Origin of the sequence: Halomonas sp. LES1, from assembly GCF_031846005.1 — a bacterium.
In the GTDB taxonomy this organism is placed as follows: Bacteria; Pseudomonadota; Gammaproteobacteria; order Pseudomonadales; family Halomonadaceae; genus Halomonas.
The window spans coordinates 302,165-325,521 of record NZ_JAVRGC010000003.1 but is presented as its reverse complement, the minus strand read 5'-3'; the positions used below and the strand labels follow the sequence as shown (position 1 = coordinate 325,521).

The following is a 23,357-nucleotide window of genomic DNA, read 5'->3' as shown; positions in this document are numbered from 1 at the left end:
TATGATGTGTCGTGGGGTGAACGCAAGAGGCTCGATTATAGGGAAGGCCAGGGAAGGCCTCAAACGCGCCTAGCCTGAGACATCCAGCACCTCCACCAGGCGTTCGCGCAGGCGCGCCTGGCGCTCGGGGTCGGTGAGGGGGCGGCCGGTCTTGTCGGTGATGAAGAAGACGTCCTCCACCTTCTCGCCCAGGGTGGCGATCTTGGCCGCCGAGAGGGCGATATCCTGCTCCATGAAGATGCGGCCGACCCTGGCCAGCAGGCCGGGGCGGTCCGGGGCGATCAACTCCAGCAGGGTGCGCTCGTTGGCCGGGTCCTGCTCGATGATTACCTGGGTAGGGACCTTGAAGTGCCTGAGCTGGCGCGGGGTGTGACGGGTGACGATCTGCGGGTAGTCGTCGGGATCGTCGAGCTCCTCGACCAGGTGGGCGCGGATCTCCTCCAGGCGGACCGGGTCGCGGATGGGGCGCCCCTGGTCGTCGAGCACGATAAAGGTGTTAAGCGTCCAGTCGTTGCTGGAGGTGGCGATCCGCGCGTCGTGGATGGAGAGGCCCAGCTGGTCGAGGGCGGCGGCGGTGGCGGCGAAGAGGTCATCCACCGAGCGGGTGTGGATAAACACCTTGGTGCCGCCCTCGACCATCCCCTCGGCCGGGGCGCTGAGCAGGATCAGCGGCAGCAGGCTCGCCCCGTGGGCGAGGATGCCCTGGGTCTGCCAGGCGATCTCGCTGGGGGCATACTGCAGGAAGTACTCCTCGCCCAGAGATTCCCACAGTCGCTGCACCCGCTCCATGTCGGCGCCGACCGCGGCGAGCAGCGAGAGGGCCTCGTCGCGGGTCTCGTTGACCCAGTCGTTGCGCTCCAGTGGGTTCTCCAGGCCGCGGCGCAGGGCGCGCTTGGTCTCGGCATGAAGCTGGCGCAGCAGCGAGGCGCGCCAGCCGTTCCACAGGCTGGGGTTGGTGGCATTGATGTCGGCAACGGTCAGCACGTACAGGTAGTCGAGACGCGTCTCGTCGCCGACCAGGCGGGCGAAGTCGGCGATCACGTCCGGGTCGGTGATATCGCGCTTCTGGGCCACCATCGACATGGTCAGATGCTGCTCCACCAGCCAGCTCACCAGGCGGGTATCCCGGGGGGAGAGGCCATGGCGTTCGGCGAAGGCCTCCACGTCCCGGGCGCCGAGGAGCGAGTGGTCGCCGCCACGGCCCTTGCCGATATCGTGGTAGAGCCCGGCGATCCACAGCAGCTCCAGCTTGGGCAGCTGGTGGATGATATTGGCGGCCACCGGGAAGGTCTCGCGGGCCTCGGGCTTGCGGAAGCCGTGGATGAACTTCAGCAGGTGCAGGGTGTGGGCGTCCACGGTGTAGATATGGAACAGATCATGCTGCATCAGGCCGATGGCACGGCCGAACTCCGGCAGGTACTTGCCCAGCACGCCGTAACGGTTCATGCGCCGTAGCTGACGCGCCACGTTGCCACCGGAGCGCAGCAGCTCCATGAACAGGCTCTGGTGGCGCACGTCATCGCGGTAGAGATCGTCGATCAGGTGGCGGTGATCGCGGATCTGGCGGATGGTGTCGGCACGTACCCCTTCGATGCCCGGGTGCTCGGCCATCAGCAGGAAGAGCTCGAGCAGGGCCGAGGGGCGGTCGCGGAAGACGGTTCGCGAGCGCGCCTGAATAAAGCCATCCTTGACCTCGAAGCGTTCATTGAGAGGTTCGACCGGCAGCACCTCGCCGGCATGCAGGATCGCCTCGTCGAAATGCTGCAGCAGCATGTCGTTGAGGCCCGCCAGGGCCGTGATATGGCGGTAGTAGCGCTTCATGAACTGCTCGACGGCGAGACGCTCCGGCGTGTCACGAAAGCCGAACAGTTCGGCGATGGTACGCTGATGGTCGAACAGCAGGCGGTCCTCGGCCCGGCCGGCAAGCATGTGCAGGGCGTAGCGAACCTGCCACAGGAAGGCCTGACCCTGGCTCAGGATGCGCAGCTCGGCGTCGTTCATGAAGCCGGCGGCCACCAGGTCGCTGTAGCGCTCGCTGCCGAAGTGACGCTTTGCGACCCAGCCGATCATCTGGATATCGCGCAGCCCGCCGGGCGCGCTCTTGATATTGGGCTCCAGATGGTACTCGGAGTTGTTGTGGCGCTGGTGGCGGTTGATCTGCTCCTGCCACTTGGCCTCGAAGAAGTGCTTCGCCGGCCATACGCGATCGGCGGCCAGGCGTGCCTTCATCGACTCGCGCAGCCGTTCGGGGCCGGCGACGGTGCGGCTCTCGAGCAGGTTGGTGATGACCGTGAGGTCGGCCCTGGCCTCGCGTTCGCAGTCGGCCAGCGAGCGCACGCTGTGCCCGATCTCCAGGCCGATGTCCCACAGGAAGGTGATAAAGGCCGTCAGCGGCTCGCGATAGGGCGCGTCGTCGTCGTGCTGGAGCAGCAGCAGGAGGTCGACATCGGAGTAGGGGTGCAGCTCGCCGCGGCCATAGCCACCCACGGCGAGCAGGGCCACGCCGTCATCGGGCCAGGCGTGGTGCTCCCAGGCCACCGCCAGCAGCCGATCCAGGCACCAGGCGCGACCATGGACGAGGTCGCGAATATCGGCTCCGGCGCGAAACCGCTCGTCGAGGCGCGCCTGGATCTCGCGCAGAGCGGCCTTGAAGGGCGCGATCAGCGAGTGACTGGCGGAGAGCTCCGCCCGGAAACCGTCGACGTCGAACAGAGACTCGTCCGGCGTGAAGCGGTAGTGGTGGAGCAGCATCGGCTCAGGGCTCGAGGAAGGAGAGGTCTTCGTCGCTGCGCGCGGTGAGCACCTCGACGCCGGACTCGGTGACCAGCAGGGTGTGCTCCCACTGGGCGGAGAGGCTGCGGTCGCGGGTCACGGCGGTCCAGCCATCGCGCAACACCTTGGTGCGGTAGCCTCCCACGTTGATCATCGGCTCGACGGTCAGGCACATGCCGGCGGCGAGTTCGATATCGGCCTCGGGGGCATAGCCATCGTAGTGCAGCACCTGCGGGTCCTCGTGGAAGCTGGCGCCGATGCCGTGGCCGCAGAAGTCGCGCACCACGGAGTAGCCGTTGGCTTCGGCATGCTTCTGGATGGCGCGGGCAAGCTCGGAGAGGCGCACGCCGGGGCGCATCAGCGCCATGCTCTTGTAGAGGCACTCCTGGGTGATGCGGCACAGGCGCTCGCCCTGGATATTCTCGCCGACCACGTACATCACGCTGGAGTCGCCATGGTAGCCATCGGCGGTCTTCACGGTGATGTCCAGGTTCATGATGTCGCCGTTCTTGAGCTTCTTGGCGTCGTCGGGGATGCCGTGACACACCACGTGGTTGATCGAGGTGCACACCGACTTGGGGAAGCCATGGTAATCGAGAGGGGCTGGGGTCGAGCCCAGCTCCTCGACGATAAAGTCGTGACACAGGCGGTCGATCTCGCCGGTGGAGATGCCGGCCTTGATATGGGGGGTGATCATCTCGATCACACGGGCAGCCTGGCGGCCCGCCTCACGCATCTTCTCGATCTCGTCGGGCGTCTTGATGGGTACGTTCATGGGGTCTCGGATTTGGGGGTGGAGGGCGTCCGCGATAGCCGTTCACGCGCGCGGACTGCTTCATCTCGGGCTTATTCCATGGTATAAAGCTGCGCGCCTTCCTGCAATCGTCGAGCCTTCGTGGCAGCGTGTCGTGTGATCCTCGGGTCGCCCAGCCGTGCCGGAAGCCTTCGATAGCGAGGGTGCCAATCAACATAACGCCTTGAAAACACACATGCACCGGCACATGGTCCCGGGTGCCGCAGCGTCTCCTCCTGGAGGGGTAGCGGTCGGATCCATGGGGTGCATGGAGGCCTAACCCGATATTTCAGGAGTCATCCATGGCACACGTCAATATGCGTGACCTGCTCAAGGCAGGTGCCCACTTCGGTCACCAGACCAAGTACTGGAACCCGAAGATGAGCAAGTTCATCTTCGGTGCACGCAACAAGATCCACATCATCAACCTCGAGCACACTCTGCCGGCCCTCAACGAGGCCATCGATGTGGTCGAGAAGATGGCGGCGGCGAACAACAAGATCCTGTTCGTTGGCACCAAGCGCAGCGCGAGCAAGATCATCAAGGAAGAGGCCACTCGCGCCGGCCAGCCGTTCGTCAACCATCGCTGGCTTGGCGGCATGCTGACCAACTACAAGACCATTCGCGTCTCCATCAAGCGTCTGCGTGACCTCGAGGCCATGCACGAGGACGGCACCTTCGACAAGCTGACCAAGAAGGAAGTGCTGATGGCGACCCGCGAGCAGGAGAAGCTCGAGCGGTCCGTGGGTGGTATCAAGGAGATGGGTGGTCTGCCCGACGCCCTGTTCGTGATCGATGTCGACCATGAGCGCATCGCCATCAACGAGGCGAACAAGCTGGGCATCCCGGTCATCGGTGTGGTGGATACCAACTCCGATCCGGATGGCGTCGACTATGTGATCCCCGGCAACGATGACTCCATCCGCGCCATCCAGATCTACGTCAAGTCCATCGCCGATGCCTGCGCGCGTGCCAAGGAAGGTCGTCCCGACGAGTTCGTCGAGGTGACCGAAGAGGCCGCCGCTCAGGAAAGCGACAGCGCCGCCGAGTGATCGCGGCCCGTCTGATCGACGGCGGCCGTCGGCCAGTCATGCTGCTGACAACGCTGTTGGTTGGACGAGAAGGGGGCCGCGGCCCCCTTTCTTCTCCGAGTTTTCGAAATCTCCGCCCCGGGGGTTTCGGCCCACTACCCGAGATATTCAGAGGTGACACCCATGGCAGCTATCAGCGCCTCACAGGTCAAGGAACTGCGCGAGCGTACCGGGCTCGGCATGATGGAGTGCAAGAAGGCCCTCACCGAGACCGGCGGTGATATCGAGCAGGCGATCGAGAACCTGCGCAAGAACTCAGGCCTCAAGGCCGCCAAGAAGGCCGACCGCACCGCCGCCGAAGGCGTCGTGGTGACTCGCGTGGCCGAAGACGGCAGCTACGGCGTTATGATCGAGATCAACTCCGAGACCGACTTCGTCGCTCGTGACGACAACTTCACGGCCTTCGCCGCGAAGATCGCCGACGCCTTCTTCGCCGCCAAGAGCGAGGACGTGGCCGCCGTGATGGCAGGCGACCTGGAGACCGCACGCGAGCAGCTGGTCCAGAAGATCGGTGAAAACATCGATGTGCGTCGCAGCGTGGTGGTCGAGGCCGGCGACGGCAACCTGGTCGGTGAGTACGTCCACGGTGGCCGTATCGGCGTGCTGACCAAGCTCAAGGGCGGCAGCGCCGAGGCGGCCAAGGACGTTGCCATGCACGTCGCCGCCATCAACCCGGCCGTGGCACGCCCCGAGGACATGCCCCAGGAGCAGCTGGACGCCGAGAAGGCGATCATCCTGGCGCAGCCCGATATGGCCGGCAAGCCCGAGCAGATCGCCGAGAAGATGGTCCAGGGTCGCCTCAAGAAGTACCTGGCCGAGAACAGCCTGACCGAGCAGCCCTTCGTCAAGAACCCGGATCAGTCCGTGGCCGAGTTCGTCAAGGCCGCCGGCGGCGAGGTGATCGGCTTTACCCGCTTCGAGGTGGGTGAGGGCATCGAGAAGGAGGAGGTCGACTTCGCCAAGGAAGTGATGGAACAGGCCAAGCGCAGCTGAGGTCAGAAGTTCCGCTACCGTGATGGCGTGCGCGCGAGCGCACGCCTTCGCGTATCCGGCCGGTCGAACCGGCCGCCCCGTCATGCCACCCCAGATGCCAGGAGATGTTGCCATGTCCACCGCCGAACACCTCGAAGCCCCCGCCAAGCCACGCTCTCAGAAGTCGAAGTACAAGCGTATTCTGCTCAAGCTCTCCGGTGAGGCGCTGACCGGGGATGCCGAGTTCGGCATCGATCCCAAGGTACTCGACCGCATGGCGCTGGAGATCGGGCAGCTGGTCGGCATCGGCGTCCAGGTGGGCATCGTGGTCGGAGGTGGCAACCTGTTCCGGGGTGCCGCCCTGCACGAGGCCGGCATGGAGCGAGTCACCGGTGACCATATGGGCATGTTGGCCACGGTGATGAATGCCCTGGCCATGCGTGACGCCCTGGAGCGTTCCAATATCCGTTCGCGGGTGATGTCGGCGATTCCCATGAGCGGCGTGGTGGAGCACTATGATCGGCGTACCGCCATTCGCTACCTGACCTCCGGCGACGTGGTGCTGTTCTCCGCGGGGACGGGCAATCCGTTCTTCACCACCGATTCGGCGGCCTGCCTGCGCGGCATCGAGATCGATGCCGACGTGGTGGTCAAGGCCACCAAGGTGGACGGGGTGTATGACAAGGACCCGGTCAAGTATTCGGACGCGGTGAAGTATGACCAGCTCAGCTACGATGATGCGCTGGACCAGAAGCTCGGTGTCATGGATTTGACCGCCATCTGCCTGGTGCGGGACCATGACATGCCGGTACGCGTCTTCAACATGAACAAGCCTGGCGCCCTGCTCAACCTGGTGGTGGGCGGCGAGGAAGGCACGCTGATAGACAGAGGCTGATATCGTGATCAATGACATCAAGAAGGACGCAGAGAGCCGCATGAAGAAGAGCGTCGAGGCGCTCCACGGCAACCTGAACAAGATTCGTACCGGGCGGGCCCACGCCAGCATCCTGGATTCGGTCACCGTCGAGTACTACGGCAGCCAGGTGCCCCTGAACCAGGTGGCGAACATCAATATCGAAGATGCTCGTACCCTCTCGGTCGTGCCCTGGGAGCAGAGCATGGTGCCCAAGGTCGAGAAGGCGATCATGACCTCCGATCTGGGGCTGAACCCGTCGACCGCCGGCACCAATATCCGCGTGCCGCTGCCCATGCTGACCGAGGAGACCCGCAAGGGCTACATCAAGCAGGCGCGCCACGAGGCCGAGAACTCCCGGGTGGCCGTGCGCAACGTGCGGCGTGATGCCAACGGTGATATCAAGTCCCTGCTCAAGGAGAAGGAGATCAGCGAGGACGAGCAGCGCCAGGCCGAGGAGGCGATCCAGAAGCTGACCGACAAGTACATCGCCGAGATCGACAAGACCCTGGAGTCCAAGGAACGCGACCTGATGCAGGTCTGAGGACATCCGCCCGGCCCGCTCGCGGCCGGGCGTGGCGACACACCCAAAGCGAGACCCCATGACGTCACCGCTCCCCCCCAGCGCCGGCACCTCTGTCGGCACTTCCACCGCCACCGAGCCCGGTCTGCCGCGCCACGTGGCGATCATCATGGATGGCAACAACCGCTGGGCGAAGGCTCGTGGCCTCTCCGGCGTACGCGGCCATCACGCCGGCGTCGAGGCCGTGCGGGCCACGATTCGACGTGCCGCCGAGCGTGGGATCGAGGTCCTCACCCTGTTTGCCTTCTCCAGCGAGAACTGGAAGCGCCCCAAGGCCGAGGTGAGCGCGTTGATGGAGCTGTTCCTGCTGGCGCTCAAGCGCGAGGTGAACAAGCTCCATGCCAACGGCATCCGCCTTACGGTCATCGGTGATCGCAGCGGTTTCTCCGAGACGATTCAGGCGCACATCGCCCGCGCCGAGGCCAAGACCCGCGACAACACTCGCCTGCACCTGGTGATCGCCGCCAACTATGGCGGTCAGTGGGACCTCGCCCAGGCGGCACGCCGCCTGGGCGAGCGGGTCGCCGCCGGCGAGCTCGCCCCGGATGCCATCGACGAGGCGGCCCTGGCCTCAGAGCTGAACCTCGCCGGCGTGACGCCGGTGGATCTCTGCATCCGTACCAGTGGTGAGCAGCGCATCTCCAACTTCGTGCTCTGGGAGCTGGCCTATGCCGAGCTCCACTTCACGCAGCGCCTGTGGCCCGATTTCGACGCCGATGCCTTCGATGCCGCGCTGGAGGACTTCCGGCGGCGCAAGCGGCGCTTCGGCATGACCGATGACCAGATCGACGAGGCCCAGGGTGCTTAGACAGCGCATCATTACCGCCGCCTGGCTGGCACCGCTGATGCTGGCCGGCCTGTTCGGCCTCTCGGGGGGCGCCTTCGCGGGCTTCACCGCGGCCATCGTGCTGCTGGGAGGCTGGGAGTGGACCAACCTGGCCGGTATCGCCGGGCGTGCTCGGCGGCTGGGCGTGGTCGGGCTTCTGGCCCTGGCCATGGCGCTGCTGTGGAGCAGTGGCGGCACCCAGGCCGCCTGGCCGCTCTGGCTGGGCCTGGCCGGCTGGGGGCTCAATCTCTACTGGGTCACCCACTATCCCGATCGTACGCGTCAGTGGGCCTCGTCTGCTCGGCGGCTGGCCATGGGCCTGTGGGTGCTGCTGCCGGCCTGGGTGGGGCTCAATGTGCTGCGCGAGACCGGTGGCATCTGGCTGCTGTTCGTCATGCTGCTGGTGTGGAGTGCGGATATCGGTGCCTACTTCGCCGGCCGCGCCTTCGGCCGACAGAAGCTGGCGCCACGGGTCAGCCCCGGCAAGAGCTGGGAGGGCGTGCTGGGGGGCATGGCGGCCACGCTGGTGCTGGCCCTGATATTCGCCTTCGCTCAGGCGCTGGCGCCGGTCGACGCCGTCCTGCTGGTGCTGACCACCCTGGCGGTGACGCTTGTCTCGGTGCTGGGAGACCTGCTCGAGAGCATGCTCAAGCGCCAGCGTGGCATCAAGGATTCCAGCGCGCTGCTGCCCGGCCACGGTGGCGTGCTCGACCGTATCGACAGCCTGACCGCGGCCCTGCCGTTGTTCGCCCTTCTTGCACCGGGGGTGATCTAGCATGGGCAGCGACACCCGCCAGCGTCGCCAGGGGGTTACCGTGCTGGGCGCCACCGGCTCCATCGGCACCAGCACCCTGGATGTGATCGCGAGGCACCCGGAGCGATACCGGGTCCATGCTCTGACCGCCCACCGTTCCCGGGAGCCGATGCTGGCGCTATGCCGGCACCATCGGCCGGCGGTGGCGGTGCTCGAACGCGAAAGCGATGCCTGCTGGCTCCGCGAGCGCCTGGCCGAGGCGGGCCTCTCCACCGAGGTGCGCAGCGGACCCGAAGCCCTGGTGGAGGTCGCCGAAGCCGGCGAGGCTGACGTGGTGATGTCGGCCATCGTCGGCGCCGCGGGTCTGCTGCCGACGCTCGCCGCGGTGCGGTCCGGAAAGCGGGTGCTGCTGGCCAACAAGGAGGCCCTGGTGATGTCCGGGGCGCTGTTCATGGAGGCGGTAGCGCAGCATGGCGCCACTCTGCTGCCCATCGATTCCGAACATAATGCCATCTACCAGTGTCTACCTCAGGAGCATCGCGGCGGCCTGTCTCGTCATGGGGTGACTCAGCTGCTGCTGACCGCCTCCGGAGGCCCCTTTCGGGGGTGGGCGGCCGAGGCCCTGGCCGAGGTCACCCCGGCCCAGGCCTGTGCTCACCCCAACTGGAGCATGGGGCAGAAGATCTCGGTGGACAGCGCCACCCTGATGAACAAGGGGCTCGAGCTGATCGAGGCGTGCTGGCTGTTCGATGCCTCCCCCGACCAGGTTCAGGTGGTGGTGCATCCGCAGAGCGTGATCCACTCCATGGCAGCCTACAGCGATGGCTCGGTCATCGCCCAGCTCGGCAACCCCGATATGCGCACGCCCATCGCCTATGGGCTGGCCTGGCCCGAGCGCATCGATGCCGGCGTCCAGTCGCTGGACCTGTTCTCCGTGGCGCGACTCGATTTCGAGCCGCCCGACGAGGCGGCCTTTCCCTGCCTGCGCCTGGCGCGTGACGCCATGGCGGCGGGAGGGACGGCGCCGGCGGTGCTCAATGCCGCCAACGAAATGGCGGTGGCGGCCTTTCTGGCCGGCAGGCTGCCCTTCACCGGCATCGCCGAGCTGGTGGCGAGGGTGCGCGATGCCGAACCGGTGCAGCCGGCCACCGAGCTTGAAACGATTCTCGCGGCCGATGCCCAGGCGCGGCGTGCCGCCGAGAGGCATCTGGCACGCCTGTGAGGCGAGGCCGTAACGTCATGGCGTCTACGATGTCAGGAGGAGAGTGACTTGGGCGTGATCCAGAATATCTTGGCCGTGGTCGTGGTGCTGGGTCTGCTGGTGACCTTTCACGAGTTCGGCCACTTCTGGGTGGCACGGCGCTGTGGTGTGAAGGTGCTGCGTTTTTCGGTGGGCTTCGGCACGCCGATCTGGTCGTGGCATGATCGCCACGGCACCGAGTACGCCATCGCCGCCATCCCGCTGGGTGGCTACGTCAAGATGCTCGACGAGCGCGAGGGCGATGTGCCCCCCGACGAGCTCGACCGTGCCTTCAATCGCAAGAGTGTCTGGCAGCGTATCGCCATCGTGGCCGCCGGGCCGCTGGCCAACTTCCTGCTGGCCCTGGTGGCGTACTGGATGCTGTTCGTTGCCGGCACGGTAACGGTGGCGCCGGTGATCGGCGAGGTGGCGCCCGGCTCACCCGCCGAGCGGGGCGGGTTGAGGGTCGACCATGAGATCACCGCCGTTCAGGGCGAGGCCGTGCGCTCCTGGGAGGAGATCAATCTCAAGCTGGTGGCGGCCATCGGCGAGCCCGAGGCACTCTCCATCGCCACCCGGGCGAATGCCACCGCCGAGCCGCGCGAGCACCGGGTGCCGGTAGACAACTGGCTGGTGCGACAGGACCCGCCTCAGCCGCTGGCCACGCTTGGCGTGACACCCTGGCGGCCGCCGATACCGGCGGTGCTGGACCAGGTGGTTGCGGGCGAGGCCGCGGCGCTGGCGGGCCTCGAGGCGGGGGACGAGATCCTCCGTGTGGACGGCCAGCCGGTGGATGGCTGGCGCGACTTCGTCGAGAGCGTGCGCGCCCACCCCGGTGAGCCGCTCGAGCTCGAGGTGAGTCGGGAGGGGCGGCGGCTGACGCTGACCGTCACGCCGGGCCGCCGCGAGCTGGATGGGGGCGTCAGCATCGGCTATGTCGGTGCCGGGGCGGTGCCGGTGGAGTGGCCCGAGGAGTACCGTCGCGAGATCCGCTACGGACCGGTGGCCGCGGTGGGCGAGGCCTTCTCGCGCACCGGCGAGATGATCCTGCTCACCTTCGATGCGGTGCGCAAGATGCTGGTGGGGCTGATCTCACCCTCCAACCTCTCGGGGCCGATCACCATCGCCCAGATCTCCGGCGACTCGGCGCGTGCCGGCCTGGAGAGCTTCGTCAGCTTCCTGGCCTACCTGTCGATCAGCCTGGGGGTGCTCAATCTGTTGCCGATTCCGGTGCTGGATGGCGGCCACCTGCTCTACTATGCCATGGAACTGGTGCGCGGCCGGCCGGTCTCGGAGCGCACTCAGGCCATTGGGCTGCGCATCGGCCTGGCCCTGGTGGGTGGCCTGATGCTGATGGCGATCTATTTCGATCTGATGCGGCTCTGGTAGGCACTCCCTCGCCTTGTCAGTAGACTGCACAAATGTATAAGGTGCCTGTCTGGACAGGTTTGGCAGATCAACGCGAGCGAATCGATTGCATGAAAATCAAGACCATCGGACTGGCGGCGCTGCTGCTCGCCGGGGCCAGCGTGGCCCAGGCGGAACCTTTCGACGTTGCCGACATTCGGGTAGAGGGTCTGCAGCGCATCTCTGCCGCCTCCGTCTTCAACGCCTTTCCTGTCACCGCCCGTGATCGCGTCGACGAGAGTGAACTCGCCGAGGCCGCTCGTGAACTCTTCGCCACCGGCCTGTTCGAGGATGTCAGGTTGGCGCGCGAGGGTGATGTCCTGATCATTCAGGTGGTCGAGCGCCCCACCATCAGCCGCCTCAACATCGACGGCAACCGCCAGCTCGACGATGACCAGCTACGCCAGGGCCTGCGCGAGGCGGGCCTCGACGAGGGTCAGGTCCTGCAGCTCTCCACCCTGGAGGAGATCGAGCGTGAGCTCGAGGGCGTCTATCAGGCCCAGGGCCGCTACAGCGCCAGTATCGAGACCAGCGTGCGCGAGGTCGACGAGGGGCGGGTGCAGGTCGATATCGAGATCAATGAAGGGGCGGTGGCCAAGATCCGCCAGATCAATATCGTCGGCAATCGGGCCTTCGATGACGCGACCCTGCGTGAGGTGTTCGAGCTCAACGATCGCCCCGGTCGCATCTTCGGCTGGTTCTCCAAGGATGAGTATTCGTGGGAGGCCCTGGCCGGTGACCTCGAGCGCCTGCGCTCGTTCTATCTGGATCGCGGCTATGTCAACTTCAACATTGAGTCGACCCAGGTCTCGATCAGCCCCGACAAGTCCGAGATCTTCGTCACCATCAATGTCGACGAAGGCGCCGAGTACCGCCTGGGCGACGTGCGCTTCGTGGGCGACCTGACGATCAGCGAGCGTGAGGCGCGTGAGCTGCTGAAGGTCACGCCCGGGGAGACCTTCTCGCGCAGCGACGTGACCGCCTCCAGCGAGGCGCTGCGTGCACGCCTGGGCGCAGACGGCTTCGCCTTCGCCAGCGTCGATGGCATTCCCGAGACAGGCGCCGACGGCGAGACCGTCGACCTGGTGTTCCGGGTCGACCCGGGCCGTCGCGCCTATGTGCGGCGCATCGAGTTCGTCGGCAATACCACCACCATGGATGAGGTGCTGCGCCGCGAGATGGTCCAGATGGAGGGGGCGCCGGCCTCCACCGAGGCGATCAGCCAGTCCCAGCAGCGCCTCGAGCGCCTGGGCTTCTTCAAGCAGGTCGAGGTCGAGACCCAGCCGGTGGCCGGCGAGCCCGACAAGCTCGACGTTACCTACAGCGTCGAGGAGCAGCCCTCCGGGTCGATCTCGGCGAGCATCGGCTTCTCCCAGAGTGCCGGGGTGATCTACGGTGTGGGCCTCTCCCAGAGCAACTTCCTGGGTACCGGCAACCGGGTGAATATCGGCGCCCAGCGCAGTGATACCTTCACCAGCCTCAACTTCGGCTTCACCGACCCCTACTGGACCATGGATGGCATCTCCCGGGGCTATAACCTCTACTATCGCGAGTCCGACTACGAGGACTCCGATATCTCGACCTACTCCACCGACGCCTACGGGGCGGGGATCAACTTCGGTTATCCGATCAACGAGATCACACGCCTGAACTTCGGCACCGCAGTGGAAGACCTGAGCATCAAGACCTACAACGACACGGCGTCCGAGATCAAGCGCTACGTCGATGATCAGGGGCGCGATGCCCAGGCGCTGAAGCTGACCGCCAGCTGGACCCGCAACAACCTCAACCGCGGCATCATGCCCACCGACGGCAGCTACCAGCGCCTGTCGCTGGAGACCGCGGTGCCGGGCAGCGATGCGGAGTATGCCAAGGTGCGCGCCCAGGCTCGCCAGCTCTTCGCGCTGGATGACAACCATGACTGGGCACTGAAGTTCGCCGGCGAGCTGGGCTATGCCGATACCCTGGGGGGCAGCGACCCCTATCCCTTCTACGAGAACTTCTACGCCGGCGGCCTGGGCTCGGTGCGCGGCTTCACCGGCAATACCCTGGGCCAGCCCACCACGCCGTCGGGCAATTCCACTCGTGATCGCACCCTGGGGGGGAACGTGCTGGTTCAGGGCAGCGCCGAGCTGATCTTCCCGACCCCCTTCGTGAGCGATCAACGCTCGGTGCAGAGCTCGCTGTTCATCGACGGCGGCAATACCTTCCTGACCGACTGCTACCCCGTGGAGGCGGGCGTCACCTCCAGCTGCAACTCGGGGGTCGACCTCGGTGATCTGCGCTACAGCGTCGGCCTGGGCCTCTCCTGGCTGACCCCGGTGGGCCCCTTGACCTTCAGTGTCGCCGAACCGCTCAACGACAAGAGCGGTGATGATACCCAGTTCTTCCAGTTCTCCCTCGGGCAGACCTTCTGATCCGGAGACATACTCCCTTTACCCCTGGCCGCCATCGGCGGCCCCAACAGGAGTCCACCATGCGCAAGTTGACCATTGCCCTCATCCTGCTGCTGTCCACCGCTGCCCTGCCGGCCCTGGCCGACGACGTGGCGGTGCTGGACTGGCGTCGAGCCTTGATGGAAACCGACGCGGCCCAGCGCTCCATGAGCGACCTGGAGAGTCGTGTCGGCAGCCAGCAGCAGCAGGCCCAGGCGCTCGAGCAGGAGCTCAATCAGCTGCAGCAGCGCGCCGACAGCCTGACTGAGAGCGAGCGCCAGCAGGCCAACCAGAAGGTCGCCGAGCTCAACCGTCTGATGGGTGAGGTCATGCAGGCGCGTCAGGAGTCGGAGCAGGCTTTGCTGCAGCGTGTTGAGCCCAAGCTGCAGCAGGCGGTGGAGCAGATCATCGCCCGCCACAGCATTCAGGTGCTGGTGGAGCCCCAGGGAGTGCTGCATGCCGAGAGCGACCTGCAGAACGTCACCGCCGAGGTGACCGAGATCCTTAACAGCATGCTGTAACCGCGGCGGAACCTTGCCATGACGCGAAGCGCTACCCCCAAGATGACCCTGGGCGATCTGGCCGAACGACTCGGGGCGCGCCTGGTCGGCGATGCCGGACGCCAGGTCAGTGGCCTGGCGACGCTCAACGCCGCCGGGCCGGGGCAGGTGGCCTTTCTGGCCAACCGAGCCTATCTCAAGGACCTTCCCGGCACGCGCGCCGCGGCGGTGCTGTTGCACCCCCAGCATGGCGAGAACTGCCCGGTGGATCGTCTCGAGCTCGACAACCCCTACCTGGGCTATGCCGCGGCGTCGCGGCTGTTCGACCCGCTGGTCGGCCGTGAACCGGCCGGTATCCACCCCTCGGCGGTGGTGGATCCCACGGCCACCCTGGGCGCCCGGGTCGAGATCGGGCCGCTGGCGGTGGTCGAGGCCGGCGCCTGCCTGGGCGACGATGTCATCGTCGGCCCCGGCTCGGTGGTGGGAGCCGACACCACCATCGGTGCCGAGTCCCGCCTGCATGCCAATGTCACGGTCTATCACGGCGTGGTGATCGGTCGGCGTGCGGTCCTGCACAGTGGTTGCGTGGTAGGCGGCGACGGCTTTGGCTTCGCCCACGATGGCAGTCGCTGGCACAAGATCGCTCAGCTCGGCGGGGTGGTGCTGGGAGACGACGTCGAGGTAGGTAGTGGCTCGAGCATCGATCGTGGCGCGCTGGGCGACACCCTGATCGGCGATGACGTCAAGATCGATAGCCAGGTACAGATCGCCCACAACGTGAAGATCGGCGAGCATAGTGCGCTGGCCGGTTGCGTGGGCATCGCGGGCTCCACGAAGGTGGGACGCCACTGCATGCTGGGAGGTGGCGTGGGGCTGGCCGGTCACCTGACCCTCTGCGATGGGGTCCAGGTGACGGGCATGAGCCTGGTCACCAACTCGATTCATGAGCCGGGGGTCTACTCCTCGGGCACTGGCGCCATGAGCAATGCTCAGTGGCGCAAGAACGCTGTGCGTTTCAAGCACCTGGATGATATGGCCAAGCGGCTCGCCCGGCTCGAGAAGGGGCGTGGCGCTTGAGGGCTCCGCGAGGGGCGCTATAATCCCCGCCTGACCGGCATGATCGCCGGCTCTCGCCTGCCGGGACGGCAGGCACCCCGAGACTTCAGAGGTTGTGACGATGGTAATGGACATCAACGAGATCCGTGAGTATCTGCCCCACCGGTATCCTTTTCTGCTGGTGGACCGGGTCACCGAGCTGGCCCTGGGCGAGACCATCGTTGCCTACAAGAATGTCAGCATCAATGAGCCCTTCTTCAATGGCCATTTTCCCCACCATCCGATCATGCCGGGAGTGCTGGTGATCGAGGCGCTGGCCCAGGCGTGTGGCATCCTCGGCTTCAAGACCGTCAACAAGCTGCCGGCCGATGGCTATGTCTACTACCTGGTGGGCAGTGACAACGTGCGCTTCAAGCGCCCGGTCATGCCCGGAGACAAGCTCGATCTGCGTGCCGATGTGGTGCGCGAGAAGCGCGGGATCTGGAAGTTTGCCTGCAAGGCCAGCGTGGCCGGTGAACTGGCCTGCGAGGCCGATATCATCTGCGCCGAGAGGAAGGTTGCTTGATTCATCCCACCGCCCTTATTGACCCCGCCGCCAGGCTGGCCGATGACGTCGAGATCGGCCCCTTCACGGTGGTCGGTCCCGATGTCGAGATCGGGCCGGGCTCGCGCATCGGCCCCCATGTCGTGATCAAGGGGCCGACGGTACTCGGCGCACGCACGCGTATCTTCCAGTTCGCCTCGGTGGGCGAGGATTGCCAGGACAAGAAATATAACGGTGAGCCGACACGCCTGGTGATGGGCGATGACAATGTGGTCCGCGAGGGCGTCACCCTGCATCGCGGCACCATTCAGGATCGTGGCGAGACGACCATCGGTTCGCGCAACCTGTTCATGGCCTATGTGCATGTGGGCCACGACTGCGTGATCGGCAGCGACTGCATCCTGGCCAACCAGGTGACCCTGGCCGGCCACGTCAAGATAGGCGACTTCGCGATCATCGGCGGGCTCTCCGCGGTGCACCAGTTCTGCCACTTCGGCACTCACGCCATGGCCGGCGGCGGCTCCATCATCACCAAGGACACCCCGGCCTACGTGATGATCAACGGCAACCCCGCCCAGGTGCACGGCCTCAACCTGGTCGGGCTCAAGCGCCGCGGCTTCTCCCGTGACGCCCTCAAGGCGCTGGGTGAGGCCTACAAGCTGGTCTATCGCCAGGGGCTCACCGTCGATCAGGCGCTGGTCGAGATTCGTCGCCGCTTTCAGGCTGTCGAGACCGAGGCCTTCGCCGCCTCCATCGAGGTCTCGACCCGCGGCATCGTCCGCTAGTCATGGACGGCGACGAGAGGGCCGCCGTGCAGCGTATCTACCTGGTGGCCGGCGAGCTCTCAGGCGATATCCTCGGTGCCGGCCTGATGCGTGCCCTCAAGGCGCGTCATCCCGATGTCGAGTTCCGCGGTATCGGCGGGCCGCGCATGATCAAGGAGGGCATCGATAGCCGCTTTCCCCTCGAGACCCTGTCGGTGATGGGGCTGGTGGAGGTGCTCAGGCACCTGCCTCGACTGGTCGGTGTGCGCCGCGAGCTCATGCGCGATGCCCTGGCCTGGCAGCCCGATATCATGATCGGCATCGATGCCCCCGACTTCAATCTGGGCCTGGAGCGTCAGCTGCGCGAGGCCGGGGTGACTACCGCTCACTATGTCAGTCCCTCCGTGTGGGCGTGGCGCCAGGGGCGAGTCAAGGGGATCGCGCGCTCCGTCGACGCCATGCTCACCTTCCTGCCCTTCGAGGCCGCCTTCTACGCCCGCCATCGCGTCCCGGTGGCCTTCGTCGGCCACCCGCTGGCCGACGAGCTGCCGCTGGAGAATGATCGCGCCGCCGCTCGCGCGGCACTCGAGGTGTCGGCCACCGCCCCGGTGCTCGCCGTGCTGCCCGGCTCCCGGGCGAGCGAGATTCGCTTCCTGGGCGAGACCTTCCTCGCCGCCGCCGAACGGCTATGTGCCGCGCGGCCCGAGCTGCGCGTGGTGATCCCGGCCGCGACCCCCCAGCGCCGCGATGAACTCGAGGCTCTGCTCACCGCCTATCCCGCCCTCGCCGGGCGCCTGACGCTGCTCGACGGCAAGGCCCGGGACGCCATGGTGGCCGCGGATGCCGTGCTGCTGGCCTCGGGTACCGCGGCCCTGGAGGCGATGCTCTGCCACCGACCGATGCTGGTGGCCTACCGCATGGCACCGGCCACTCACTGGCTGGCCAGAAAATTGGTCAAGACTGAGTGGATCTCGCTGCCCAACCTGATTGCCCGGGAGAGCCTGGTGCCGGAGCTGATCCAGGAGGCGGCGAACCCGGAGACGATCGCCGAGCGGTTAGGCGAGATGCTCGACGACGCACCGGGGCGTGCAGCCCTGGAGGCGCGCTTCGCCGCGATGCATGCCGGCCTGCAGCGCGATGCCAGCCGCCGTGTCGCGGAGACCATCGAGGCGCTGGTGGCGGGGAAGCCGTTGCCGGCCAGTGTCGCTCCCGCACGCGGCGATGAGGTGGCGTCTTGACCCGCTCGAAAGCGGCGAGTGCCAGGCCGAAGAGTGACCTGCCACCGCTGGTGGTCGACTACCGCGGGGAGCGGCTGGCCGGGGTCGATGAGGTAGGCCGTGGCCCCCTGGTCGGCAGCGTCGTGGCCGCCGCGGTGATCCTCGATCCGGCACGGCCAATCAAGGGGCTGACCGACTCCAAGGCGCTGACGGCGAAACGCCGGGAGGCGCTGGACGCCGAGGTTCGCGAGCAGGCCCTGGCCTTCGCGGTGGCAGAGGCTTCCGCCACCGAAGTGGATGAACTCAATATCTACCACGCCACTCATCTGGCCATGCGCCGTGCCATCGATGCCCTGGCTCCGGCGGCCGAATATCTGCTGGTGGACGGCAATCGTCTGCCCGGGCATCATGTGCCTGGCCAGGCGGTGGTCAAGGGCGACGCCCGTCATCCGGCGATCGGCGCGGCCTCGATACTGGCCAAGGTCGCGCGCGACGCCCAGATGTTGGCCCTCGATACCCGCCACCCCGACTACGGCTTCGCCCGCCACAAGGGCTATCCGACCCGCGAGCACCTGGCCGCCCTGGAGCGCCTGGGGCCGCTGCCCGAGCACCGCCGCTCCTTTGGCCCGGTCAAGCGCCAGCTGGCGTTGTTCTAGGCCTTTCAAGCAACACCACGAGAGGCGCCGGGAGCAGGTCGTAGAGGAGGTCCTATGCCATGGATGGCATCGGTAGCGCCCAGGGAGGGGTTCACAGCGCCTCCTCATCGACCTGCTGCCGGGATTAGCCTCGAGCTTCCTGTATTGACTATTCACCGCCAAGCCCGAGCCCCCTATGACCACGCCCTTTGTTCATCTGCGCGTCCATACCGAATACTCCCTGGTCGACGGCCTGTTGCGCCTCAAGCCGCTGGTCAAGCAGGCGGCCGGGCTGGGCATGCCGGCACTGGCCGTTACCGATGAGGCCAACCTCTTCGGGCTGGTCAAGTTCTATACGGCCGCCCAGGGTGCCGGTCTCAAGCCGATCATCGGGGCCGACCTGTGGCTGACCAACCCTCATGATGACGCTCACCCCTATCGGGTGACCCTGCTGGCCATGAACGAGGTGGGCTACCGGCATCTGACCGAGCTGATCTCCCGGGGCTGGATGGAGGGGCAGCGGCTGGGCCAGGCGCTGCTCCAGCGTGACTGGGTGCTGGAGCGCAGCGAGGGACTGATCGCGCTCTCCGGTGGGCGAGAGGGGGAGGTGGGACGCCACCTGCTCAGCGACCATCCCGATGAGGCTCGAGAGATCCTGGCGCAGTGGAATGAGGCCTTCCCCGGTCGCTTCTATCTGGAGTTGATGCGCACCGGTCGCCCGGGTGAAGAGGAGTGTCTGCACCTTTCGGTGGCGCTGGCCGCCGAGACCGGTACCCCGGTGGTCGCCACCAATGACGTGCGCTTCCTCGAGAAGGAGGACTTCTGGGCCCACGAGACACGCGTGGCCATCGGCGAAGGCAAGGCGCTGGATGACCGGCGTCGCGAGAAGAAATACACCGAGGAGCAGTACCTGAAGAGCCCCGAGGAGATGGCGGCGCTGTTTGCCGACGTCCCCGAGGCGCTGACCAACAGCGTGATGATCGCTGCCCGCTGCAGTGTCGAGGTGCGCCTGGGCGAGATCTTCCTGCCCGAGTTCGAGATCCCCGACGGGCTGACCCAGGACGACTATTTCCGCAAGGTCTCCCACGACGGCCTCACCGAGCGCCTGGACTTCCTCTTTCCACCCGAGCAGTACCCACGGGAGGGTGCCGAGTACGCCGAGATCGATGCCCGCTATCGCCAGCGGCTCGACTTCGAGCTCGAGATCATCATTCAGATGGGCTTCCCCGGCTACTTCCTGATCGTGATGGACTTCATCCAGTGGGCCAAGGACAACGACGTGCCGGTGGGCCCCGGACGCGGCTCCGGTGCCGGCTCGCTGGTCGCCTACGCCCAGAAGATCACCGATCTCGACCCCATCGGTTACGATCTTCTCTTCGAGCGCTTCCTCAATCCCGAGCGGGTCTCGATGCCCGACTTCGACGTCGACTTCTGCATGGAGAAGCGCGACCGGGTGATCGACTATGTGGCGGATCGTTACGGGCGCGACGCCGTCTCCCAGATCGTCACCTTCGGCACCATGGCGGCCAAGGCGGTGGTGCGTGATGTGGCGCGTGCCCAGGGCAAGCCCTACTCGCTGGGCGACAAGCTCTCCAAGCTGATCCCCTTCGAGGTCGGCATGACGCTGGCCAAGGCGATCGAGGCCGAGCCGGCGCTCAAGGAGTTCCTCGACAACGACGAGGAAGCCGCCGAGATCTGGGAGATGGCCCTCAAGCTGGAGGGCATCACCCGGGGCACCGGCAAGCATGCCGGTGGCGTGGTGATCGCACCGACCAAGCTTACCGACTTCTCGCCACTGCTCTGCGACGAGGACGGCTCCGGCCTGGTGGTGCAGTTCGACAAGAACGACATCGAGGATGCCGGCCTGGTCAAGTTCGACTTTCTCGGCCTGCGTACCCTGACCATCATCGACTGGGCGCTGGACATGGTCGACAAGGTGCGGGCCGTCGAGGGGCAGGGACCGCTGAACATCGACACCATTCCGCTGGACGACGCGCCTACCTTCGAGATGCTCAAGCGTGCCGAGACCACGGCGGTGTTCCAGCTCGAATCCCGCGGCATGAAGGAGCTGATCAAGCGCCTGCTGCCTGACTCCCTCGAGGACATGATCGCCCTGGTGGCGCTGTTCCGTCCGGGGCCCCTGCAGTCCGGCATGGTCGACGACTTCATCAACCGCAAGCATGGCCGGGCCGAGATCTCCTACCCTCACCCGGACTACCAGCATGAACTGCTCGAGCCGGTGCTTGCCCCCACCTACGGCATCATCCTCTACCAGGAGCAGGTGATGCAGATCGCCCAGGTGATGGCCGGCTACAGCCTGGGGCAGGCCGACATGCTGCGCCGGGCCATGGGCAAGAAGAAGCCCGAGGAGATGGCCAAGCAGCGCGCCGGTTTCATGGAGGGGTGCGAAGCCAACGGTATCGATGCGGACCTTGCCGGCAATATCTTCGACCTGGTGGAGAAGTTTGCCGGTTATGGCTTCAACAAGTCTCACTCGGCGGCTTACGCACTGGTCTCCTACCAGACGGCGTGGCTGAAGGCGCACTATCCCGGCCCCTTCATGGCGGCGGTGATCTCCACCGAGATGGATAATCTCGACAAGGTGGTGCCGCTGATCGAGGAGTGTCGCAACCTCGGGCTGACCGTGACGCCACCGGACGTCAATGTCGGCAGCTACAAGTTCAGCGTCGATGAACAGGCGCGGGTGATCTACGGCCTGGGAGCGATTCGCGGTGTGGGCGAGGGGCCCATCGGCGCCATCGTCGAGGCTCGCGAGGCTGGCGGCCCCTTCACTGACCTCTTCGACTTCTGCCGCCGTATCGATCCCAAGCGCATGAACAAGCGCACGCTCGAGGCGCTGATTCGCTCAGGCGCCCTGGATACCCTGGGGCCCAACCGTGCGGTGCTCACCGCCGCCCTGGACGATGCCCTCAAGGCCGCGGCCCAGACCCAGACCAACCAGAGCCTGGGGATGATCGACATGTTCGGGGAGGCCTTTGCCGAGCCCACCGAGGAGGGTGACGCCTACGCGGAGTATCGTGGAGTGCGCGAATGGAGCGACAAGCAGCGCCTCTCCGGTGAGAAGGACACGCTGGGTCTCTACCTGACCGGCCACCCCATCGATGAGTACGAAAAGGAGCTGGAGCGCTTCGTCTCCACCCGTATCGCCGACCTCAAGCCCTCCCGGGAGCCCCAGCGCGTCGCGGGGCTGGTCGTGGGGGTGAGGACCATGAAGTCCAAGCGTGGCGACACCATGGCCTTCCTGACCCTGGACGATCGCACCGGCCGCATCGAGGCGTCGCTGTTCGGCGAACTCTTCGACCAGATGCGTGGCCAGCTCGAGACCGACCAGGTGCTGATCGTCGAGGGTGAGGTCTCCAGTGACGACTACTCGGGAGGACTTCGCCTGCGTGGCAAGGAGGTCACCCCCATGGTCGCCGCACGGACCCGTTACGGCCAGGCGGTGGAGCTCTCCCTGGACGGCTCGGCGGTCAACGGGCGACTGGTCGACTCGCTGCGTGCGAGCCTCGACCCTCATCGCGATGCCGAGGGGCTGCCGGTTCGGCTACGCTATCGCAATGCCCAGGCCACCGGCTGGCTGGAGCTGGCCGAGGAGTGGAGGGTGGCACCGACCGATGAGCTGTTGATCGGCCTGCGCGAGGTCCAGGGCCAGGATGGGGTGCGGCTGAAGTATCGCTGACGCCGCAAGGTGCCGGGCTCGCAGCTATCCACGGCGCTTCTCGCTCCTGTTCCCGCCGCCTTGCGTGTCGCGTTGAGGGTGCGATAATGCCTGTCACTTTCCTTTATACGTGCCGGTCGTGCCGCTTGTGGCGGCCGGCAGAACACCATAAGGCCAGCCGCCAATGAACCCCAACTATCTCGACTTCGAACAGCCCATCGCCGAGCTCCAGGCCAAGATCGAGGAGCTCAGGCTGGTCGGCAACGACAGCCAGGTCAGCCTCAGTGACGAGATCGAGCGCCTCGAGGAGAAGAGCCGCAAGCTCACCGAGTCGATCTTCAAGGACCTCACCCCGTGGCAGGTCTCGCAGCTCTCTCGGCATCCCCAGCGTCCCTACACCCTGGACTACCTGGAGCACGTCTTCAGCGATTTCGACGAGCTTCACGGCGATCGCCGTTTCGCCGATGATGCCGCCATCGTCGGCGGGGTGGCACGCCTCGACGACCGCCCGGTCATGGTGATCGGCCACCAGAAGGGGCGTGATGTCCACGAGAAGGTACGCCGCAACTTCGGGATGCCGCGTCCCGAGGGTTACCGCAAGGCGTGTCGACTGATGGAGATGGCCGAGCGCTTCGGCATGCCGGTGCTGACCTTTATCGACACCCCCGGCGCCTACCCCGGCATCGACGCCGAGGAGCGGGGCCAGTCGGAGGCCATCGCCTACAACCTTGGCGTTATGTCGCGCCTGCGCACACCGGTGCTGGCCACCGTGGTGGGCGAGGGTGGCTCCGGCGGGGCGCTTGCCATCGGCGTCTGCGACGAGCTGGCCATGCTGCAGTACTCCACCTACTCGGTGATCTCCCCCGAGGGCTGCGCCTCGATCCTGTGGAAGAGCGCCGACAAGGCGTCCGATGCGGCCCAGGCCATGGGGATCACCGCCGAGCGCCTCAAGGAGCTGGGACTGGTCGATACCCTGATCCCCGAGCCCCTGGGCGGCGCCCATCGCCAGCCGGAAGCCACCGCCGAGCGCGTCAAGGAGGCCTTGCTGGCCAGCCTGGAGCGTCTCGATGCGATGGATACCGATGCCCTGCTGGAGCGTCGCTATCAGCGCCTGATGAGTTATGGGGCGCCGGCGTAACGGCATGGACTCGGCGACGCTCATGGAATCAGTCCCCT

19 protein-coding genes are annotated in these 23,357 nt (G+C 66.2%); 17 read left to right on the top strand and 2 right to left on the bottom strand.

Features of this window, described 5'->3' with window-relative positions; genetic code table 11:
- Positions 1-69 precede the first annotated feature (69 nt).
- Positions 70-2,751, bottom strand: a complete 2,682-nt coding sequence (locus tag RM463_RS08795; protein ID WP_311429790.1) for a [protein-PII] uridylyltransferase — start codon at positions 2,749-2,751, stop codon at positions 70-72.
- A 4-nt stretch (positions 2,752-2,755) separates the two neighbouring features.
- A complete protein-coding gene (map, locus tag RM463_RS08790; RefSeq protein WP_195688726.1) occupies positions 2,756-3,547 on the bottom strand; it encodes a type I methionyl aminopeptidase in 792 nt (263 codons plus the stop codon).
- A 320-nt stretch (positions 3,548-3,867) separates the two neighbouring features.
- Between map and rpsB the strand changes: the two genes are divergently transcribed.
- From rpsB to accA, 17 genes are all read left to right on the top strand, one after another.
- Positions 3,868-4,617: a 30S ribosomal protein S2 gene (rpsB, locus tag RM463_RS08785; protein ID WP_132042857.1), complete on the top strand. Its 750-nt coding sequence runs from the start codon at positions 3,868-3,870 to the stop codon at positions 4,615-4,617.
- A gap of 162 nt (positions 4,618-4,779) precedes the next feature.
- Positions 4,780-5,649, top strand: coding sequence for a translation elongation factor Ts (tsf, locus tag RM463_RS08780; protein WP_132042855.1), 870 nt, complete (start codon positions 4,780-4,782; stop codon positions 5,647-5,649).
- A 112-nt stretch (positions 5,650-5,761) separates the two neighbouring features.
- Entirely contained in the window at positions 5,762-6,523 is a 762-nt protein-coding gene (gene pyrH, locus RM463_RS08775) for a UMP kinase (RefSeq protein WP_311429789.1), read from the top strand.
- Between the two features lie 4 nt (positions 6,524-6,527).
- Entirely contained in the window at positions 6,528-7,085 is a 558-nt protein-coding gene (frr, locus tag RM463_RS08770; RefSeq protein WP_311429788.1) for a ribosome recycling factor, read from the top strand.
- Positions 7,086-7,143: 58 nt separating this feature from the next.
- Entirely contained in the window at positions 7,144-7,932 is a 789-nt protein-coding gene (uppS, locus tag RM463_RS08765) for a polyprenyl diphosphate synthase (protein ID WP_311429787.1), read from the top strand.
- Positions 7,925-8,725 (top strand): phosphatidate cytidylyltransferase, encoded by an 801-nt coding sequence (locus tag RM463_RS08760; protein WP_195688730.1) that lies wholly within the window; start codon positions 7,925-7,927, stop codon positions 8,723-8,725. Before uppS ends, RM463_RS08760 begins: the two co-directional genes overlap by 8 nt.
- Position 8,726: 1 nt before the next feature.
- Positions 8,727-9,926, top strand: coding sequence for a 1-deoxy-D-xylulose-5-phosphate reductoisomerase (gene ispC / locus RM463_RS08755; RefSeq protein WP_195688731.1), 1,200 nt, complete (start codon positions 8,727-8,729; stop codon positions 9,924-9,926).
- Positions 9,927-9,974: 48 nt separating this feature from the next.
- Positions 9,975-11,333 carry an RIP metalloprotease RseP gene (gene rseP, locus RM463_RS08750; protein WP_311429786.1) on the top strand — a complete coding sequence of 453 codons (1,359 nt, stop codon included), beginning with the start codon at positions 9,975-9,977 and terminating at the stop codon, positions 11,331-11,333.
- 89 nt (positions 11,334-11,422) lie between these two features.
- Positions 11,423-13,768: an outer membrane protein assembly factor BamA gene (bamA, locus tag RM463_RS08745; protein WP_311429785.1), complete on the top strand. Its 2,346-nt coding sequence runs from the start codon at positions 11,423-11,425 to the stop codon at positions 13,766-13,768.
- A 59-nt stretch (positions 13,769-13,827) separates the two neighbouring features.
- The gene (locus tag RM463_RS08740) at positions 13,828-14,307 is read left to right on the top strand and encodes an OmpH family outer membrane protein (protein ID WP_311429784.1); all 480 of its coding nucleotides are present in this window, start codon (positions 13,828-13,830) and stop codon (positions 14,305-14,307) included.
- Positions 14,308-14,325: 18 nt separating this feature from the next.
- Positions 14,326-15,363 carry a UDP-3-O-(3-hydroxymyristoyl)glucosamine N-acyltransferase gene (gene lpxD / locus RM463_RS08735; protein ID WP_311429783.1) on the top strand — a complete coding sequence of 346 codons (1,038 nt, stop codon included), beginning with the start codon at positions 14,326-14,328 and terminating at the stop codon, positions 15,361-15,363.
- Between the two features lie 100 nt (positions 15,364-15,463).
- The gene (gene fabZ, locus RM463_RS08730) at positions 15,464-15,907 is read left to right on the top strand and encodes a 3-hydroxyacyl-ACP dehydratase FabZ (RefSeq protein WP_132042837.1); all 444 of its coding nucleotides are present in this window, start codon (positions 15,464-15,466) and stop codon (positions 15,905-15,907) included.
- Positions 15,904-16,671 (top strand): acyl-ACP--UDP-N-acetylglucosamine O-acyltransferase, encoded by a 768-nt coding sequence (lpxA, locus tag RM463_RS08725; RefSeq protein WP_311429782.1) that lies wholly within the window; start codon positions 15,904-15,906, stop codon positions 16,669-16,671. Before fabZ ends, lpxA begins: the two co-directional genes overlap by 4 nt.
- Positions 16,672-16,673: 2 nt before the next feature.
- Positions 16,674-17,888 carry a lipid-A-disaccharide synthase gene (gene lpxB, locus RM463_RS08720; RefSeq protein WP_311429781.1) on the top strand — a complete coding sequence of 405 codons (1,215 nt, stop codon included), beginning with the start codon at positions 16,674-16,676 and terminating at the stop codon, positions 17,886-17,888.
- Positions 17,885-18,523, top strand: a complete 639-nt coding sequence (rnhB, locus tag RM463_RS08715; protein WP_311429780.1) for a ribonuclease HII — start codon at positions 17,885-17,887, stop codon at positions 18,521-18,523. The genes lpxB and rnhB overlap by 4 nt, the downstream gene beginning before the upstream one ends.
- 175 nt (positions 18,524-18,698) lie before the next feature.
- Positions 18,699-22,202, top strand: a complete 3,504-nt coding sequence (gene dnaE, locus RM463_RS08710; protein ID WP_311429779.1) for a DNA polymerase III subunit alpha — start codon at positions 18,699-18,701, stop codon at positions 22,200-22,202.
- Between the two features lie 163 nt (positions 22,203-22,365).
- Positions 22,366-23,319 (top strand): acetyl-CoA carboxylase carboxyl transferase subunit alpha, encoded by a 954-nt coding sequence (gene accA, locus RM463_RS08705; protein WP_132042827.1) that lies wholly within the window; start codon positions 22,366-22,368, stop codon positions 23,317-23,319.
- Positions 23,320-23,357: the final 38 nt, after the last annotated feature.

What these genes read in the sequence shown, in the direction of transcription:
- ispC (WP_195688731.1), top strand. Translation starts at nt 8,727, where the DNA reads ATGGGCAGCGACACCCGCCAGCGTCGCCAGGGGGTTACCGTGCTGGGC.
- dnaE (WP_311429779.1), top strand. Translation starts at nt 18,699, where the DNA reads ATGACCACGCCCTTTGTTCATCTGCGCGTCCATACCGAATACTCCCTG.
- lpxD (WP_311429783.1), top strand. Translation starts at nt 14,326, where the DNA reads ATGACGCGAAGCGCTACCCCCAAGATGACCCTGGGCGATCTGGCCGAA.
- bamA (WP_311429785.1), top strand. Translation starts at nt 11,423, where the DNA reads ATGAAAATCAAGACCATCGGACTGGCGGCGCTGCTGCTCGCCGGGGCC.
- RM463_RS08740 (WP_311429784.1), top strand. Translation starts at nt 13,828, where the DNA reads ATGCGCAAGTTGACCATTGCCCTCATCCTGCTGCTGTCCACCGCTGCC.
- pyrH (WP_311429789.1), top strand. Translation starts at nt 5,762, where the DNA reads ATGTCCACCGCCGAACACCTCGAAGCCCCCGCCAAGCCACGCTCTCAG.
- RM463_RS08795 (WP_311429790.1), bottom strand. Translation starts at nt 2,751, where the DNA reads ATGCTGCTCCACCACTACCGCTTCACGCCGGACGAGTCTCTGTTCGAC.
- rpsB (WP_132042857.1), top strand. Translation starts at nt 3,868, where the DNA reads ATGGCACACGTCAATATGCGTGACCTGCTCAAGGCAGGTGCCCACTTC.
- uppS (WP_311429787.1), top strand. Translation starts at nt 7,144, where the DNA reads ATGACGTCACCGCTCCCCCCCAGCGCCGGCACCTCTGTCGGCACTTCC.
- accA (WP_132042827.1), top strand. Translation starts at nt 22,366, where the DNA reads ATGAACCCCAACTATCTCGACTTCGAACAGCCCATCGCCGAGCTCCAG.
- map (WP_195688726.1), bottom strand. Translation starts at nt 3,547, where the DNA reads ATGAACGTACCCATCAAGACGCCCGACGAGATCGAGAAGATGCGTGAG.
- tsf (WP_132042855.1), top strand. Translation starts at nt 4,780, where the DNA reads ATGGCAGCTATCAGCGCCTCACAGGTCAAGGAACTGCGCGAGCGTACC.
- fabZ (WP_132042837.1), top strand. Translation starts at nt 15,464, where the DNA reads ATGGTAATGGACATCAACGAGATCCGTGAGTATCTGCCCCACCGGTAT.
- lpxB (WP_311429781.1), top strand. Translation starts at nt 16,674, where the DNA reads ATGGACGGCGACGAGAGGGCCGCCGTGCAGCGTATCTACCTGGTGGCC.